We start from the raw sequence: 14,834 nt of genomic DNA, 5'->3' as shown, positions 1-14,834 counted from the left end.
GCGATCGGGATCGGGATCGGGATCGGGATCGGGATCGGGATCGGGATCGCGCAGGCTTCGGGGAAACGGGTTGCTTCGCAACCCTTCGCAGCCTGCGGCAGCGACTACAATTTGCGCAGGCATTCGCCCACGTTTCGCTTATTTGTTGAGTTTCAAGTACGACTGATGCAAGTCCGAAGCCCAGGTATCAATCACGTTTTTCACGTCATCGGCCTTCATCGCCTGGCTGGCATTTGCCAGTGGCTTGCCTGTGCCCTTGCGCACTACCTGGGCCACTACGTCCTGGCTTTTCCCGTCGATAAACACGGCTTCGGTGGCCAGTTGGGTTTCCTGATCGCGGATACCCGACGCCGTGCTCACTGCCGCCGCTACCAGCGCTACCGGAATGTACTCATACGGCGCCAGGCTCTCGGTCTCGCTGCTTACGGCAGTGATGGCTGCACGCACCACAATCACGCCCGGCCCCGGGGCACTGGCCAATGGCAATGATTTGCTCAGCTCCCGTTTAAGCGCCTGATCGTAGTACTGGGTGATCCCATTGAGCGTGCTTTGCGGGATTTTTTCTGTCGGTTTTGGCGCCGGGTACAACTGCGTCGGCTCGATATAAACGCTGGTGTATTGACCAGGCTTCAGTTTGGGATCCACCCAACGCATCACCTCAGCACCCGATGGCGACTTGGCCTCTTTAAGGCGGCTGTAATCCTTTAAAAAACCAGAATATTCATCCGGTTGCTGGACCTTGCTCGCACAACCGACCATCCCGATTGATGCAATGCACAACGTACCGATCATTAAGCCAAGCTTCATTCTGCAACTCCTGTAGGGGCGCAACCGTAGGAACGCGCAGATATAGGTATAGCCAAGCCCTGAAAAATCACCGCACAACCCGGGTTTATCCGGCGATGATTGTGAACAAGCACGCAATACACAGGTGCCAGGCCATAACAGATCAGTTGGTTTTAGTATCCAAAAATAACTCTAAAAAGCAGATCAGATTTGCATATAGCGACCTGAAACATCGACAAACTGTGCTCCGTATAAATTCTCGTTTTCTGAATCTGTTTTGTTTTTGCCAGGCTTCCTAAAGTTCAACCTGCGCCAGACCACGAGGCCTGGCAGGACTTTGAACCGTGGAAGACTTGAGCATGAGCACAACACTAAACGGGCAGGCCTATAACTATAAGGTCGTCCGCCAATTCGCCATCATGACCGTGGTGTGGGGCGTTGTCGGCATGGCCATGGGCGTATGGATCGCCTCACAACTGGCCTGGCCGCAGATGAACCTCGACCTGCCCTGGACCACCTTCGGCCGCCTGCGACCGCTGCACACCAGCCTGGTGATTTTCGGCTTTGCCGGCAGCGCGCAATTTGCCGCCAGTTACTACGCCGTACAACGCACCTGCGGGGTGCGACTGTTCTCGGACAAGCTCGCAGCGTTCACTTTTTGGGGCTGGCAGTCGGTTATCGTGATCATGCTGGTCACCCTGCCCCTGGGCTACACCACCACCAAGGAATACGCTGAAATCGAATTCACCGGCGCGGTCTGGCTGACGGTGGTCTGGGTGGCCTATGCCATCGTATTTTTCACCACCGTGGTGCGCCGAAAAAGCAAGCACATCTATGTCGGCAACTGGTTCTTCGGCGCCTTTATCCTGGTGATTGCCATGCTCCATGTGGTCAACCACCTGGCCATTCCCGTGGACTGGTTCAAGTCGTATCCGGTGTACTCCGGTGCCACCGATGCCATGGTGCAGTGGTGGTACGGGCACAACGCTGTGGGCTTTTTCCTGACTACCGGTTTTCTTGGGATGATGTACTACTTCGTGCCCAAGCAAGTCGGCAAGCCTATCTACTCTTATCGCCTGTCGATCGTGCATTTTTGGGCACTGATCACTCTCTATATCTGGGCCGGCCCTCACCACTTGCACTACACCGCCTTGCCGGACTGGGCGCAATCGCTGGGCATGGCCATGTCCATTATTTTGCTGGCACCCAGCTGGGGCGGCATGATCAACGGCATGATGACCCTCTCGGGGGCCTGGCATAAATTGCGCACCGACCCGATCCTGCGGTTTCTGGTGCTGTCGCTGGCGTTCTATGGCATGTCGACCTTTGAAGGCCCGATGATGGCGATCAAGACCGTCAACGCCCTCTCCCATTACACCGACTGGACCATCGGCCACGTTCACGCCGGGGCACTGGGCTGGGTAGCGATGATTACCTTCGGGGCGCTGTACCACATGATCCCGAAAATCTTCGGCCGCGAGCAGATGTACAGCACCCCGCTGATCAACCTGCATTTCTGGCTGGCCACCATCGGCACCGTGCTCTACATCGCCTCGATGTGGGTCAACGGCATCACCCAGGGCCTGATGTGGCGGGCGATCAACGATGACGGCACGCTGACCTATTCATTTGTGGAGTCACTGCAGGCCAGCCACCCGGGCTTTGTCGTGCGCCTGGTGGGCGGGGTGTTTTTCCTCTGCGGCATGCTGCTGATGGCCTACAACGTCTGGCGCACAGTGCGCGTAGGCAACCTCAAACAGGCCGAACTGAGCGCACAGATCGCCTGACCCTATTGCAGCGCAGGCCTCAAGGCGTGCGCTGCCTCCCAGCAAGGAGCCTTGCACATGTTTGAACTGGCCCTCAACAGCGCCGCCGTGATCAGCCTGTATCTCGCGGTGGGCTGGTGCCTGAAGCACAAAACCGCAAACGATATCGACGAAGCCAGCCTGATGCCCTTTGCCGACGACCCGGAAGTGGCGCGCCGGGTCGAACTGGCCACCGGCAAAACCGTCAATGCTGTGCAGACCGCCGAGCCAGAGCCGCCCAAGCCAGGATGGGGCAAGCTGGAACTGTAAAACCGGAATATTGGCACTGCGACAGATTAAATCCGCACCATCAGTTGCACTGAGAACGCATTCAGCGGCATTCTGCCACTCTGGGTTCAACGAACTATTGATTGATAACGCACTCAATCTGTACTGCCATTAATACCTTTCCGACAGAGACGCTCATGACTTCCAAGCTGGAACAACTCAAGCAGTTCACCACCGTGGTCGCAGACACCGGCGACCTCGACGCGATTACCCGCCTCAAACCTGTGGATGCAACCACCAACCCGTCGCTGCTGCTCAAGGCCGCCGCGATGCCCGGCTACGCAGAACTGCTGCAAAACGCCATTAGCCACGCCAAAGGTGATGTCGGCCAGGCCTGCGACCACTTCGCGGTCTCCGTGGGTAGCGGTATCTTGAACGTGATTCCGGGGCGCATTTCCACTGAAGTCGACGCCCGCCTGTCGTTCGACGAACCGGCCCTGCTGCAAAAAGCCCACCAGTTGATCGAGCTTTACGACAAGGCCGGCGTAGGCCGCGACCGCGTCCTGATCAAGCTGGCTTCAACCTGGGAAGGCATTCGCGCAGCCGAGAAACTGGAAAAGGAAGGCATTCAAACCAACTTGACCCTATTGTTCTCGTTTGCCCAGGCGGCTGCCTGTGCCGATGCCGGGGTGTTCCTGATCTCGCCGTTCGTGGGCCGGATTTACGACTGGTACAAGAAGTCCACCGGTATTGATTATGTAGGCTCCGATGATCCGGGCGTGCAGTCCGTTACCCGCATCTACAACTACTACAAAGCCAATGGCTACAACACCGTGGTGATGGGCGCCAGCTTCCGCAACCTCAACCAGATCGAGCAACTGGCCGGTTGCGACCGCCTGACCATCAGCCCGGACCTGCTGGAAAAACTGGCACTGGACGAAGGCAAGCTGGAACGCAAACTGGCGCCGGGCAACCAGGGCGAACCGCGCCTGAGCCTCAACGAAGCGCAATTCCGCTGGGCCTCCAACGAAGATGCAATGGCCACCGAGAAACTGGCCGAAGGTATTCGCCAGTTCGCCCGCGACCAGGAAAAACTGGAAGCACTGTTGTCAGGTAAATAACTTCATCCTGTGGGAGCAAGCCTGCTAGCGAAACACCCTTCGCCAGCAGGCTTGCTCCCACGACCTAAGATGCAAGAAGCCCTGCGCAATAGCGCTGCACGCCCTCCTCCAGGCCCAGCATCGGCTCGCGATAACCCGCCTCACGCAACTGAGCAAGGTCAGCGCAGGTGTACACCTGATACTTGTGCTTGAGCGCATCAGGGAACTCGCAATAGCGCAACACACCGTCCAGCAAGGCCGTTTCAAGGGTCAGGGGCGGTCTATCCTCGGCAGCGCGCACACTGTTGATCGTCGCCAGCGCCAGATCATTGAAGGACCGCGCACGCCCGGTACCCAGGTTGAAAATGCCGCTGGTCTGCGGATGGTCCAGCCAGTGCAGATTGACCTTGACCACATCCTCCACTGAAACAAAATCGCGCTCATGCCCGCCCGCCGGGTACCCGCCGTATTCGCCAAACAACTCGACATGACCACGCTCACGATACTGGTTGAAACAGTGCCAGACCATCGACGCCATGCGCCCTTTATGCTGCTCACGCGGGCCGTAGACATTGAAGTAGCGCAAGCCGACGATCTGGCTGCGCGCCCCGGACAACAGCTGGCGTACGCGCTGATCGAAGAGAAACTTGGACCAGGCGTATACATTGAGCGCCTGTTCATACTCGCGGGCTTCGCGAAACTCCCGCCTGGCGCCATACACCGCCGCCGAAGAGGCATACAGCAAAGGCACCGACTGCTCCTGGCAGGCCTGCAACACATCGCAGCTGTAGCGGTAGTTATTGTCCATCATCAACCGCCCATCACTTTCGACCGTGCTGGAACAGGCGCCCTGATGGAACACGGCTTGCACATCGCCCAATTGATGGGTGGCGAAACGCTCTACGAATTCGCGTTTATCGAAGTAGTCGGCGATATCGCAGTCGGCAAGATTGCGGCACTTGTCGCCGTCAGTCAGATCGTCCACGGCAATGATGTCGCGCTCGCCGCGCCGGTTAAGCGCCTTTACCAGATTACTGCCGATAAACCCGGCAGCCCCGGTCACGATGATGCTCATCTATGGCAACCTCCTGGAACATGGATTGAGCTCAGGCTATGCCTGTGCGAGTCGGGCACATTGATGCAGGTCAAGCGTCCTTGCGGGTGACAAATGCCGACGTGACATACGGCACGCTGACGGTGGCGCCGTGATTCAACGCGTCGTGCGAGGCGACAAAAGCCGTCAGTTGCTGTTCCAGCCGATCACGCTCGGCCGGTGCCAGGGCCGAGATAAAGCTGGTGGAACGCACCCGGTTGAAGATTACGTCTTCTACCGGTCCGTCGTGGGAATGGCGAAATTGCTGCTCGCGCAAAGGGCCGAAACCCGGATGAGGAAATGCCTGACGCCATGCGCCGGTGTAAAAGCGCGGCGCATCGCCTTCCCACTGATTGACCAGTGCATCCAGTTGCGCCACCCAAGGTACACTGGCATCACGCAGGTTCCAGATCAGCCCCAGTTGCCCGCCAGGCTTGAGCACGCGATACATCTCGGTCAGCGCGGCAGAGGTAGCAAACCAGTGGAAAGCCTGCGCGCACACCACCACATCGACACTGGCATCGTCCAAGGGGATGGCCTGGGCAGTGCCTTGATGAGTTTCGACTTCGGGATAGTTGCCGGAGAGCTTGTCGAGCATGGCCTGCACCGGCTCGACCACAATCACCCGCGCGCCCGTCTGTAACAGGCGCGTGGTGAACTTGCCGGTGCCGGCCCCGACTTCAAGCACGGTTTGCCCGGGGCCCAGGCCAAGGGTTTCTGACAACCATGCGGTCACACCCGCCGGGTAATCCGGGCGCCCGCGCACATAGGTGTCGGCGCCCTGCTTGTAACCGTCTGCTGCTGCATGATGAATGGTGGAATTGCTCATTGCCGGCCTCCGGTTTCGTGGTTTTTAACCATAGCCGACGCAGGGCAGACGCGAGATGAAAACCTCGTCAGAAACGGTACTTCATGCCCAGCATCAGGTTGCGCGGGTCACCGTAGTAATACGTCGAGTAGAGGCCGTAACCGCTGAGGTACTCACGGTCGAAGACGTTGTTCAGATTGACCGACGCACTGAGGTTTTTACTGATGTCATAGCGGGCCATCAGGCCGACCACGGCAAAGCTGCCTTCCTTGGCCTCGGTCTTGATCGATGAATCCAGCTCGCTGTAGGTCGAACCCTGCCAGGTCAGGTTGCCGCCCACGTTGAGGTCCTTGAGGTCGCCGGTCAGTTGATAGCTGGTGGCCAGTTTGAACAATTGCTCAGGGTGGTTGCTGTTGATCCGCTTGCCATCCTTGTCCCGTGGCTGGGCGTAGGTGTAGCCCGCCAGCAATTGCCAGCCGGTCATGATTTCACCGGATATTTCAGCCTCGAAGCCCTTGGTTTTGGTTCCGCTGATTGCCTTGTAGGCATCCTGGCCATCATCACGCACACCATCGTATTCGGCGTAGTTGTCCTGCTTGATCATGAACAGGGCAAAACTGGTGTTCAGCGCACCACCGAAATACTCGGACTTCAGACCGGCTTCATAGCTTTGGCCGGTCATCGGCGGCAGAACCTTGTCGTCGCGGTCGAAGTAGCTTTGCGGCGTGAAGATATCCGTGTAGCTGGCATAGACCGAGTGGTTTTCGCTCAAGTCGTAGACGATCCCGGCATAAGGAATCATCTTGCCGGTTTTTTTGCTGTTATCTGTGGTTGGCACGGTTTGCGCCGCGTTATAGGTCATTGTGCCCTTGCGATCGTAGTCCACCACCCTGGTTCCCAAGATGATCGACAGATCGTCTACAGGTTTCAGGCGCAATGCTGCGTAGGCTGCCGACTCTTTGGTCTTGTACTTTTGCTTCAAGCCCCGACTCAAATCTGTAGGCCGCGGCGCATCGTTGTTCCAGTTCTCATAATTGACGGTCAGGTCATCGGCATTCATCGCCAGGTAGTCCGTGCGCCGGTCACTGACGTTCACCCCTACCACCAGATCATGGGTACGCCCCAACAGCTCAAACGGCCCGGTTGCATAGGCGTCCAGCGTGTCGGTATTGATCTTGAAGGTTTTGGTCCCGCTCATAAACTGCGCTTCGCCGGTGGCCTTGTCCGGGAAAGGCCCCCAGCCCACCAGGTTGCCCTGCAACTGCTCGGTGTTGCCCTTCCAGTGGCTGGCCTCGACTTTGAGGAGCCAGTCGTTGGCAAAACGTTGCTCAACACCGGCGAAGTACTTGGTGCTTTCACTGTCGGCATAGGCCCACTTGGCTGCGGGATTCATCGAGCGCTTGAAGTGGGTGCGGCTGCCATCGCTGTAATACAGCGGCAACTGGCCAAAACTGGAGCCGTTGGAATTGATCCGCTGATAGTCGATACCGGCGTAAAGCGTGGTGTCGTCGGTCAAATCCGCTTCGCCGATGCCGTAGAACACGTCCTTGGTCGAGGAATAGCGATCGATAAAGGAGCGGCCATCTTCGTGAGCGGCAACCACACGCCCACGCAGCGCAGCGTTTTCCGTTAGCGGCCCGGACAGGTCCAGCTCGCTGCGATAGCGGTCCCATGAGCCGCCGCTGCCCGATACATAGCCCTGAAACTCCTTGGTCGGGCGCTTGCGCACCAGGTTCACGGCCCCCGACGGGCTACCCACACCGCTCATCAAACCAGTGGCACCGCGCACTACCTCTACGCGATCGTAAATGGCCATGTCACGCATGCCCAGGCCGTTGGTATTGGTGGTGAAATCCGAGGTCGGCACACCGTCGTACTGGAAGTTATCGAGGGTGAAACCGCGGGAGTAAAAGTTGTAGCGCTCGCTGTCGTCATGCACCACGGTGATACCGGGCGTTTGCGACAATACCTGAGCGATACTGCCCAAACCTTGGTCAGTCATTTGCTGACGGGTAATGACCGTGACCGACTGCGGCGTTTCGCGCAGCGAAAGCGGCAATTTGGTCGCCGTACTGGTTTCACCCGTGGTGTAGGAGTGACTGCCCTCAGTGGTGCTGCCCAATGCCAGACCCGTGACGCTGGTGGCTTGCAATTGCAACTGGCCGTCTACATTGGCGGAAGTCAGAGGATACAAAGTCCAGACTCCGCTGGCGCCTTCGCTAGCAGTCAAACCGCTGCCCCTGAGCAGTTGCTGCAAGCCCTGAGCCACATCAAAACGACCCTTGAGAGCTGGCGCCTGCTTGTCTTGCACCAGCGCCGGGTCATAAGGCAGGGAGATATTGGCCTGCTGGGCGAAGCGGTTCAGTGAGTCCTGCAGATTGCTGGCCGGTACATCGAAGCTGCGCTGAACACTCAAGTGCGCAGCGCTGACCAGCGATAGCGGCTGCGCCGCGGTGCCCAGCAAAACGATGTGCAAGGCAATGGCCAGGCGGCTGCGGCCAGGCAATAAAGGGTTGCGAAAAACACGGGACATTGGCGCGGGGCTCCTGCAATGGATAAGTCTTATGCCTATCTGTCGAAGACCAGCCGAAAACCCGCAAAGAAGTTTGATAACTATTTGAATTTGCAGCTGCTACGGACTAAGCCGCCACAATCCGCGTCCAGAACCGTGTCCGGCGCTCAATACGCACTGCCAGCGACTGGCTCAAACCCTCCAGTGCCTGGTCAATGCGGTCGAGTTGAAACACCCCGGAGACCCGCAATTCAGCGACCGCCGGATCACACTGCAACCAGCCGTGGCGATAGCGCGCCAGTTCTTGTACAAGATCCTGCAGGCGCATCTGCCTGGCCACCAGCACACCGCTGACCCAGCCATTGGGACTAAAGACGGACGCGGGCTGCGGTCGTGCCGATTGAGTGTCAATAAGGTATTCGCTACCTGCCTGCACCAGTACTGGCCGACTATCGGGCAAGTGAATCGCTACTACGCCCTCCTCGACCATTAATCGAGTACGCCCCGACTCCTGACGGACATCGAATACGGTGCCAATTGCCTGCAGACGCGCTTCACGGGTATGCACCCAAAATGGCCTGCGCCCGCTTGCAGAGCTCGGATCCTGACCCGTACGGATAAATATCTCACCTTCGCGCAATACAATCAGGCGCTGTTGCTCAGTGAACAGCACATCAGCAGCACTGTCGGTATTGAGCTGCAAACGCGTGCCATCGAGCAGATTGAACGAATGCCGCTCTCCCACGCCGGTCGCATAGTCGGCCCCAAAACTGCGCCACGAAAGTTGCTGCAGCGCCAAAGCACCCGCTCCCGCGCCCAACAGGCCCAGACCCAGTAGCTTGAAAGCCTGACGTCGTGAACTCAGGCGACCACTGCCGGCCAGGGTGTCCAGGGCCACGCGCCCTGGCAGTGCCGAGGCCTGGCGCAAGGTGCTTTCAGTCATTTGCAGGGCTTGCCAGGCGGCTTCATGACTGGCGTCGGCGGCGCGCCATTGCTCGCACGCCGCAAATACTTGCGGCTCTGCCGCACCGGACTGGGTTTTGACCAGCCAGTCAATCGCCTGATCGAGCACATGGGGTGCAAATTCAGGCTGTGACGAACCCGCGCTCACAGGGCCTGACGCGCCAGAAAGCAATGGCGGATGGCTGTGGCCATGTACTTTTCCACCGAGCTGACGCTAACGCCCAGGCGCTCGGCAATGGCCTGATAGCCAAGCCCTTCAAGGCGCGACAGCAAAAACGCAGTGCGCACATTGAGCTTCAGGCCATCGAGCAGCGCATCAATTCGGGTCAGGGTTTCAAGCAGGATCAGGCGCTCTTCCGGGGCAGGCATCTGCTGCTCGGGCAGGTGCGCCAGCGCTTGCAGGTAGGCCTGCTCAACCTTGTGGCGACGAAAGCGGTCAATCAACAGGCCCTTGGCAATGCTGCTCAGCCAGGCCCGCGGCTCGCGCAAATGGGTCACCTGTTCAGGCTTGCCGAGCACGTAAAGAAAGGTGTCCTGGGCCAGGTCGGCGGCATTGTCGGTATCGCGCAGGCGTCGGCGCAGCCAGTTGACCAGCCAGCCATGATGATCGCTGTAAAGGTTTTGCACATCTGCGTGCAGCAACGTCGGGTTCGGCGGAGATGGCGACACGGGAACCCTCGGACGTGCGGTCAGCACACTGCGAATAGGAATGTGTCGCAATCATATTCGCAGTACCGGCCGGACTCAAGCCCTGGGCGGCTTGCGCGGGTCAATCCGCGCAGTGTCGCCGCCAGGACGGCGGCGACAGGGGCATGCATCAAGGGATCAGCGAGTACACCAGCGAGGAGATCGCGATCAGGCCGATAACCGTCACGAACACGTTGGAGATCTGCCCCGAGTACTGGCGCATGGCCGGAACCCGGCGGATCGCGTACATCGGCATCAGGAACAGAATGGCGGCAATCACCGGCCCGCCCATGGTTTCGATCATCACCAGGATGCTCGGGTTGAGCGTGGCCACGGCCCAGCACACCACCAGCATGAATGCGGCGGTCATGCGGTCGAGGCTCTTCGCGTTCGGGCGCTTGCCGGTTTTCAGTACCAGGCCTTTAAGGCCTTCGCTGGCGCCGATGTAATGGCCCAGGAAAGACTTGGCGATGGCCACGAATGCAATCAACGGTGCGGCGAAAGCGATGGTCGGGTTGCTGAAATGGTTGGCCAGGTAGGACAGGATCGACAGGTTCTGCGCCTTGGCTTCGGCCAGTTGTTCCGGCGACAGGGTCAGCACGCAACTGAACACGAAGAACAGCACCATCACCACCATCAGCAGGTGAGCGCGGGACAGGATCTGCGAGCTGCGCTCATCGGCGTTGGCACCGTAGCGGCGCTTTTGATCAACGGCGAAGGCCGAGATGATCGGCGAGTGGTTAAAGGAGAACACCATCACCGGAATCGCCAGCCACAGGGTATGCAGCAATACCGAAGGCGCAGGCAGCGTAGTCGCGGTACTGAGGATGCCGCCGTTCCAGTGCGGGATCAAAAAAACCGCCAAAAACAGCAATGCCACGATAAACGGGTAGACCAGCATGCTCATGGCCTTGACGATCACCTGCTCACCGCAGCGCACCACAATCAGCAGGCCCAGGATCAGTACCAGCGACAGGATCGCCCGTGGCGGCGGGGTGATATGCATCTGGTTGAGCATAAAGCTGCCGACCGTGTTGGTCAGCGCTACGCTGTAGATCAGCAGGATCGGGAAAATGGCGAGGAAGTACAGCAGCGTAATAACAGCACCTGCGCGCAGGCCGAAATGTTCTTCAACCACGTCAGTGATATCTGAGCCTTCACGCCCGGAGAGAACGAAGCGGGTCAGGCCGCGGTGGGCGTAAAAGGTCATCGGGAACGCGAGCAATGCCAGAATCATTAACGGCCAAAAGCCGCCAAGCCCTGCGTTGATCGGCAAAAACAAAGTACCTGCGCCAATCGCCGTGCCAAACAGGCCCAGCATCCAGGTGGTGTCATGACGGTTCCAGCGGCTCAAGGTCGCTGGTGTCTCGTCGAAGCGTTCGTCAACGCTGTTAGCCTGGTCATTCATCCGGTCAAATCTCCGCTAGCCGGTCGTTACCACGCAGCCGGGGCGGACAAGAATCACCTTGCTGACATCGCCCCGGCCATAAGAGGGGCGCGATTGTCCGGGATTAGACATAAGAAGCAAAGGTTTAGCTGAGCAATGGTCGAAAATGATGTCACGCTGCAAAGCAATACTTCGACACCTATTGATACACTATTGCAATCCATCTATCGCTCAAAAGGCCCGAGACCCATGCATTTTGCCCGACGTTTCCCTGTTTTTATCGGCTTGTGCCTGCTGGCTGCCGTGCCCGCGGCCAGCGCCGACGGTCTGATGATCACCTGGCCCGGTGGCTGGGAAGTTCAGGCCGTACCGCCCGCGCCTGACGACAACAGCGTGCGCCAGCGAGCGGTGAAGAACGACGCCAGTGGCGACCCGCAAATGGTCATGGAGCTGACCCAGTCGACCCTGGCCCCGGAGCACAAGGTCAATATGGAGGCGGTTTTGCTGCAAATGCGCAAAACCCTGCAGCAAAACTTCGCCAAAGGCGGATACCAGAGCGCCTGCAACAAGATCCACAGCAGCACCCTCGGCGGTCTTGAGGCCTTGCAAACCACCTGCAAGATCACCCAGAACGGCAACCACGTGATCACCCAGACCCTGGTCGCCGCCACGCAAGGCAATAACGCCTACGCCTTGTCCTACGCTGGCCCTGCAGATGGCTACAAAGCCAATGAAGCCGAGGTCAATGGCATTCGCACCAGCTTGCGCCTGGGGCAGTAAAGATAGGAGCGGGCTTGCTCCAACGGGACAGGCTCAGGGAATCAGCACCACTTTGGTGCATGTACCTGCATTGACCTGGGCATAACTGTCCAGGCCGTCCACCAGGTCAGCTTCCTGAAAACCGCCGGGCGCAGGCAGCAGGCCTTGATCAAAGTACTGGCCAAACTGATTGAGCATCTGCGCACAGTCACCGCAGCTATAAAGCAACGTGTTGACCCCGACCAGCGTACCGCCCTTGCGATACAGGGCCAGCGCAGGCAGATGCACATGACCGTCCAGCGGCGCGGCAATAAAGGCAATTCGCCCAAAAGTGCGCAACGCCGGCACGGCCGCAGGCAGCCAGTGACCCGTGGTGTCAAAAATCACCTCGGCGCCGCCCTCAAATACCTCATTCACCTGCTCACCCAGCGTTTGCGGGTTATCCAGCACCAGCACCTCAATGCCCTGTGCCTGCAGCACCTGCGCCTGCTCGCGGCGACGCACGGCGGCCAGCACCTTTGCACCAAGCACTTTCGCCAGCGCGATGGCAGCCGTACCTACAGCGCCATTGGCACCGAGCACCAGTAAACGGGTATCAACGCCTACACCGCTGCGCTGCAGGGCATCCCACGCCGTGGTGTAGGGCACCCCCAGGCTGGCGGCCTGGGCAAAGCTCAGTGACTTGGGTTTAAAGGCTACGCCGTCAACCGGCAAAGCCAGATAGCCTGCATGGGAACCGTCCCGATAGAAGCCCAGCTCCTTACCCGTGCCCCACACTTCCTTGCCCACCAGTGCTTGCGGGCCATCCACAATCACCCCGGAAAAATCGCGACCGGGAACCCGTGGCAAGGTGGTGTAGGGAAAGCGTCCGAGCACATTTTTCACATCACTGGGGTTCAAACCGGCGGCCTTGACCTGCACCAGTACTTCGTCTGCACCCACTACCGGCAGCGCCAGGTCCGCCAGACGCAGTGCGGCCAGATCGCCGGTTGCGCAAAACTGCAGTGCTTTCATATTCAGCCCTTCGAATGCTGTAAAGAGGCACCCAGTGTATGGCCGCTAATCGACGGGTTCCGGTCAGTGGCTACTGCCTACCGGCCAAATTCAGGCTTGCGGAGCTGAACTGGAGGCATACCGCGAAGGGCTTATGCCCAACTCACGTCGGAACATATCGCTGAAGCTGCTGGGTGAATACCCCAACGAGCGTGAGATCTGACTTACCGAACCCCCCTGGATCAACTCGGCAGCCGCAGTGGCCAGTTGAACCTGCCGCCGCCATTGAGCAAAACCCATGCCCAGCTCACCCTGAAACAAGCGGGCCAGGGTACGCACACTGGCCCCGGCGTTTTCGGCGTGCTGCTCAAAGGCAATGGCCAGCGACGGGCTGGCCATGACCGACTGGCACAGGTTGAGCAAACGTCGGTCCGGGGTGTCGGGCATTGGCACGGTAAGCAATGTGCGCCGGGCGCGCTGCAGCTCCAGCAGGGTCAGCTCAAGCAGCGCTTCGATGTACTGCGCCTGGTCATGGGGCTGCTCCACCAGGTTGATGATCAACTCACGCAGCAACCGCCCGACTTCTATGACCTGCACCCGGTTGTCCAGCGTATTCGCCAGCCTGGGCGGTAAATAGATATTGCGCATTTGCAGATCCGACACCACGCGGATGCCATGCGGCACCTGCGGTGGCAGCCAGACCGCTCGCTGCGGCGGCACGGCCAGTGCCTCATCCGGCGTATCGACCCACATCACGCCGCTCGTGGCGTATAACAACTGGCCCCAGTCGTGCTGGTGCCGCTCGATATACAAACCACGCGGGTAGGTGCGCGCCAAGGGTTGAACCCGCACTGCGGTATCAGAAAAATCTGGCGGAGCTGCAAGAGCCATAAGCGGTACACGTCAGAATCGTAAGGGCCTATGGTAGCGAGGCAACTGAGCGACGGCCATAGGCCTTGAATGAGCCCAAAGCGCCCCAACCTGACAGATTTGTCATCTTGCCATCAGTTGCCTGACAGGCCTTGTCGCTCAGGCTGACACTTTTTTCGTAAAGAGGATCTCGATGAAAACTCCATTGCGCCTTGTCGCTCTCTCGGCCCTGTTGTTGAGCTCTTTGGCACAAGCGGCCGATCAACTGACCATTGATGTACACCGTGATGCCAACTGCGGTTGCTGCAAAGCCTGGATCTCCCACCTGGAGACCAACGGGTTCAAGGTCAATGACCATGTAGAAACAGACATGAGCAGCGTTAAACAGCGGCTCGGCGTGCAACCTCGGCTGGCGTCGTGCCACACCGGAGTGATCAACGGCAAATTCGTTGAAGGTCACGTACCCGCTGAACAAGTGGTTGCCCTGACGAAGCGCAACGATCTCAAGGGTATCGCGGTACCGGGCATGCCCATGGGTTCGCCGGGGATGGAAATGGGTGACCGCAAGGACGCCTACCAGGTGATCGGCCTGGGCAACGACGGTAAAGACCAGGTGATCGCCGAGTACCCTGGCAACTGAAATGCATGAGGCGAGCGCACCACATCGGTGCGCCCGCCCTGTTTTGGAAGCATACTGAGTAACAGCCCTGTAGTCGCTGCCGAGGAACGACGGCTGCGACTACGGTGAGTTTGTATCGTACGAAACACTGAAATAACCCCGACACACATCTTGGGTTAGATAATTTTCCTACACAGCCTTTCTAATTGTCCTACAAAAATATA

The 14,834-nt window shown here is 58.8% G+C and carries 14 protein-coding genes; 5 read left to right on the top strand and 9 right to left on the bottom strand.

Annotated elements, in window-relative coordinates; translation table 11 throughout:
• Positions 1-138: 138 nt before the first annotated feature.
• Positions 139-807 (bottom strand): DUF3313 domain-containing protein, encoded by a 669-nt coding sequence (locus tag CJU81_RS11365; protein ID WP_095028279.1) that lies wholly within the window; start codon positions 805-807, stop codon positions 139-141.
• Positions 808-1,145: 338 nt separating this feature from the next.
• Here CJU81_RS11365 and ccoN point away from each other — a divergent pair, with 338 nt between their 5' ends.
• The 3 genes from ccoN (at position 1,146) to tal (ending at position 3,940) form a co-directional block, all read left to right on the top strand.
• Positions 1,146-2,573 carry a cytochrome-c oxidase, cbb3-type subunit I gene (gene ccoN / locus CJU81_RS11360; RefSeq protein ID WP_095036673.1) on the top strand — a complete coding sequence of 476 codons (1,428 nt, stop codon included), beginning with the start codon at positions 1,146-1,148 and terminating at the stop codon, positions 2,571-2,573.
• A gap of 57 nt (positions 2,574-2,630) precedes the next feature.
• Complete coding sequence (locus CJU81_RS11355) at positions 2,631-2,861, top strand: hypothetical protein (RefSeq protein WP_095036672.1); 231 nt, start codon at positions 2,631-2,633, stop codon at positions 2,859-2,861.
• Between the two features lie 155 nt (positions 2,862-3,016).
• Entirely contained in the window at positions 3,017-3,940 is a 924-nt protein-coding gene (tal, locus tag CJU81_RS11350; RefSeq protein ID WP_095036671.1) for a transaldolase, read from the top strand.
• 64 nt (positions 3,941-4,004) lie between these two features.
• Here tal and rfaD read toward each other — a convergent pair whose 3' ends face one another.
• The 6 genes from rfaD to CJU81_RS11320 all read right to left on the bottom strand — a co-directional run bounded on the left by rfaD (position 4,005) and on the right by CJU81_RS11320 (position 11,390).
• On the bottom strand, positions 4,005-4,994 hold the full coding sequence (rfaD, locus tag CJU81_RS11345) for an ADP-glyceromanno-heptose 6-epimerase (protein ID WP_095036670.1): 990 nt from the start codon (positions 4,992-4,994) through the stop codon (positions 4,005-4,007).
• A gap of 70 nt (positions 4,995-5,064) precedes the next feature.
• Positions 5,065-5,841, bottom strand: coding sequence for a class I SAM-dependent methyltransferase (locus CJU81_RS11340; protein ID WP_095036669.1), 777 nt, complete (start codon positions 5,839-5,841; stop codon positions 5,065-5,067).
• 67 nt (positions 5,842-5,908) lie between these two features.
• Positions 5,909-8,353, bottom strand: a complete 2,445-nt coding sequence (locus CJU81_RS11335) for a TonB-dependent siderophore receptor (RefSeq protein ID WP_095036668.1) — start codon at positions 8,351-8,353, stop codon at positions 5,909-5,911.
• A 106-nt stretch (positions 8,354-8,459) separates the two neighbouring features.
• Complete coding sequence (locus tag CJU81_RS11330; RefSeq protein ID WP_095036667.1) at positions 8,460-9,443, bottom strand: FecR domain-containing protein; 984 nt, start codon at positions 9,441-9,443, stop codon at positions 8,460-8,462.
• Complete coding sequence (locus tag CJU81_RS11325) at positions 9,440-9,964, bottom strand: sigma-70 family RNA polymerase sigma factor (RefSeq protein WP_095036666.1); 525 nt, start codon at positions 9,962-9,964, stop codon at positions 9,440-9,442. Before CJU81_RS11325 ends, CJU81_RS11330 begins: the two co-directional genes overlap by 4 nt.
• 148 nt (positions 9,965-10,112) lie before the next feature.
• Positions 10,113-11,390 (bottom strand): serine/threonine transporter, encoded by a 1,278-nt coding sequence (locus CJU81_RS11320; RefSeq protein WP_095036665.1) that lies wholly within the window; start codon positions 11,388-11,390, stop codon positions 10,113-10,115.
• 228 nt (positions 11,391-11,618) lie between these two features.
• Between CJU81_RS11320 and CJU81_RS11315 the strand changes: the two genes are divergently transcribed.
• Positions 11,619-12,149, top strand: coding sequence for a DUF4946 domain-containing protein (locus CJU81_RS11315; RefSeq protein ID WP_095036664.1), 531 nt, complete (start codon positions 11,619-11,621; stop codon positions 12,147-12,149).
• 33 nt (positions 12,150-12,182) lie between these two features.
• Here the strand turns inward: CJU81_RS11315 and CJU81_RS11310 are convergent, their stop codons facing one another.
• Positions 12,183-13,142 (bottom strand): quinone oxidoreductase family protein, encoded by a 960-nt coding sequence (locus tag CJU81_RS11310; protein ID WP_095036663.1) that lies wholly within the window; start codon positions 13,140-13,142, stop codon positions 12,183-12,185.
• A gap of 90 nt (positions 13,143-13,232) precedes the next feature.
• Positions 13,233-14,012 (bottom strand): AraC family transcriptional regulator, encoded by a 780-nt coding sequence (locus CJU81_RS11305; protein ID WP_095036662.1) that lies wholly within the window; start codon positions 14,010-14,012, stop codon positions 13,233-13,235.
• A 172-nt stretch (positions 14,013-14,184) separates the two neighbouring features.
• Between CJU81_RS11305 and CJU81_RS11300 the strand changes: the two genes are divergently transcribed.
• Complete coding sequence (locus tag CJU81_RS11300; RefSeq protein ID WP_095036661.1) at positions 14,185-14,631, top strand: DUF411 domain-containing protein; 447 nt, start codon at positions 14,185-14,187, stop codon at positions 14,629-14,631.
• Positions 14,632-14,834: the final 203 nt, after the last annotated feature.

Origin of the sequence: Pseudomonas fragi (assembly GCF_002269505.1) — a bacterium.
Classification (GTDB): domain Bacteria; phylum Pseudomonadota; class Gammaproteobacteria; order Pseudomonadales; family Pseudomonadaceae; genus Aquipseudomonas; species Aquipseudomonas fragi_D.
Note: the sequence above shows the minus strand (reverse complement) of the source record. Positions and strands in the feature narration are given on the sequence as shown.

Excerpts from the sequence above, each read along its gene's own strand:
- CJU81_RS11365 (WP_095028279.1), bottom strand. The coding sequence starts at position 807 with ATGAAGCTTGGCTTAATGATCGGTACGTTGTGCATTGCATCAATCGGG.
- ccoN (WP_095036673.1), top strand. The coding sequence starts at position 1,146 with ATGAGCACAACACTAAACGGGCAGGCCTATAACTATAAGGTCGTCCGC.
- CJU81_RS11355 (WP_095036672.1), top strand. The coding sequence starts at position 2,631 with ATGTTTGAACTGGCCCTCAACAGCGCCGCCGTGATCAGCCTGTATCTC.
- tal (WP_095036671.1), top strand. The coding sequence starts at position 3,017 with ATGACTTCCAAGCTGGAACAACTCAAGCAGTTCACCACCGTGGTCGCA.
- rfaD (WP_095036670.1), bottom strand. The coding sequence starts at position 4,994 with ATGAGCATCATCGTGACCGGGGCTGCCGGGTTTATCGGCAGTAATCTG.
- CJU81_RS11340 (WP_095036669.1), bottom strand. The coding sequence starts at position 5,841 with ATGAGCAATTCCACCATTCATCATGCAGCAGCAGACGGTTACAAGCAG.
- CJU81_RS11335 (WP_095036668.1), bottom strand. The coding sequence starts at position 8,353 with ATGTCCCGTGTTTTTCGCAACCCTTTATTGCCTGGCCGCAGCCGCCTG.
- CJU81_RS11320 (WP_095036665.1), bottom strand. The coding sequence starts at position 11,390 with ATGAATGACCAGGCTAACAGCGTTGACGAACGCTTCGACGAGACACCA.
- CJU81_RS11315 (WP_095036664.1), top strand. The coding sequence starts at position 11,619 with ATGCATTTTGCCCGACGTTTCCCTGTTTTTATCGGCTTGTGCCTGCTG.
- CJU81_RS11310 (WP_095036663.1), bottom strand. The coding sequence starts at position 13,142 with ATGAAAGCACTGCAGTTTTGCGCAACCGGCGATCTGGCCGCACTGCGT.
- CJU81_RS11305 (WP_095036662.1), bottom strand. The coding sequence starts at position 14,012 with ATGGCTCTTGCAGCTCCGCCAGATTTTTCTGATACCGCAGTGCGGGTT.
- CJU81_RS11300 (WP_095036661.1), top strand. The coding sequence starts at position 14,185 with ATGAAAACTCCATTGCGCCTTGTCGCTCTCTCGGCCCTGTTGTTGAGC.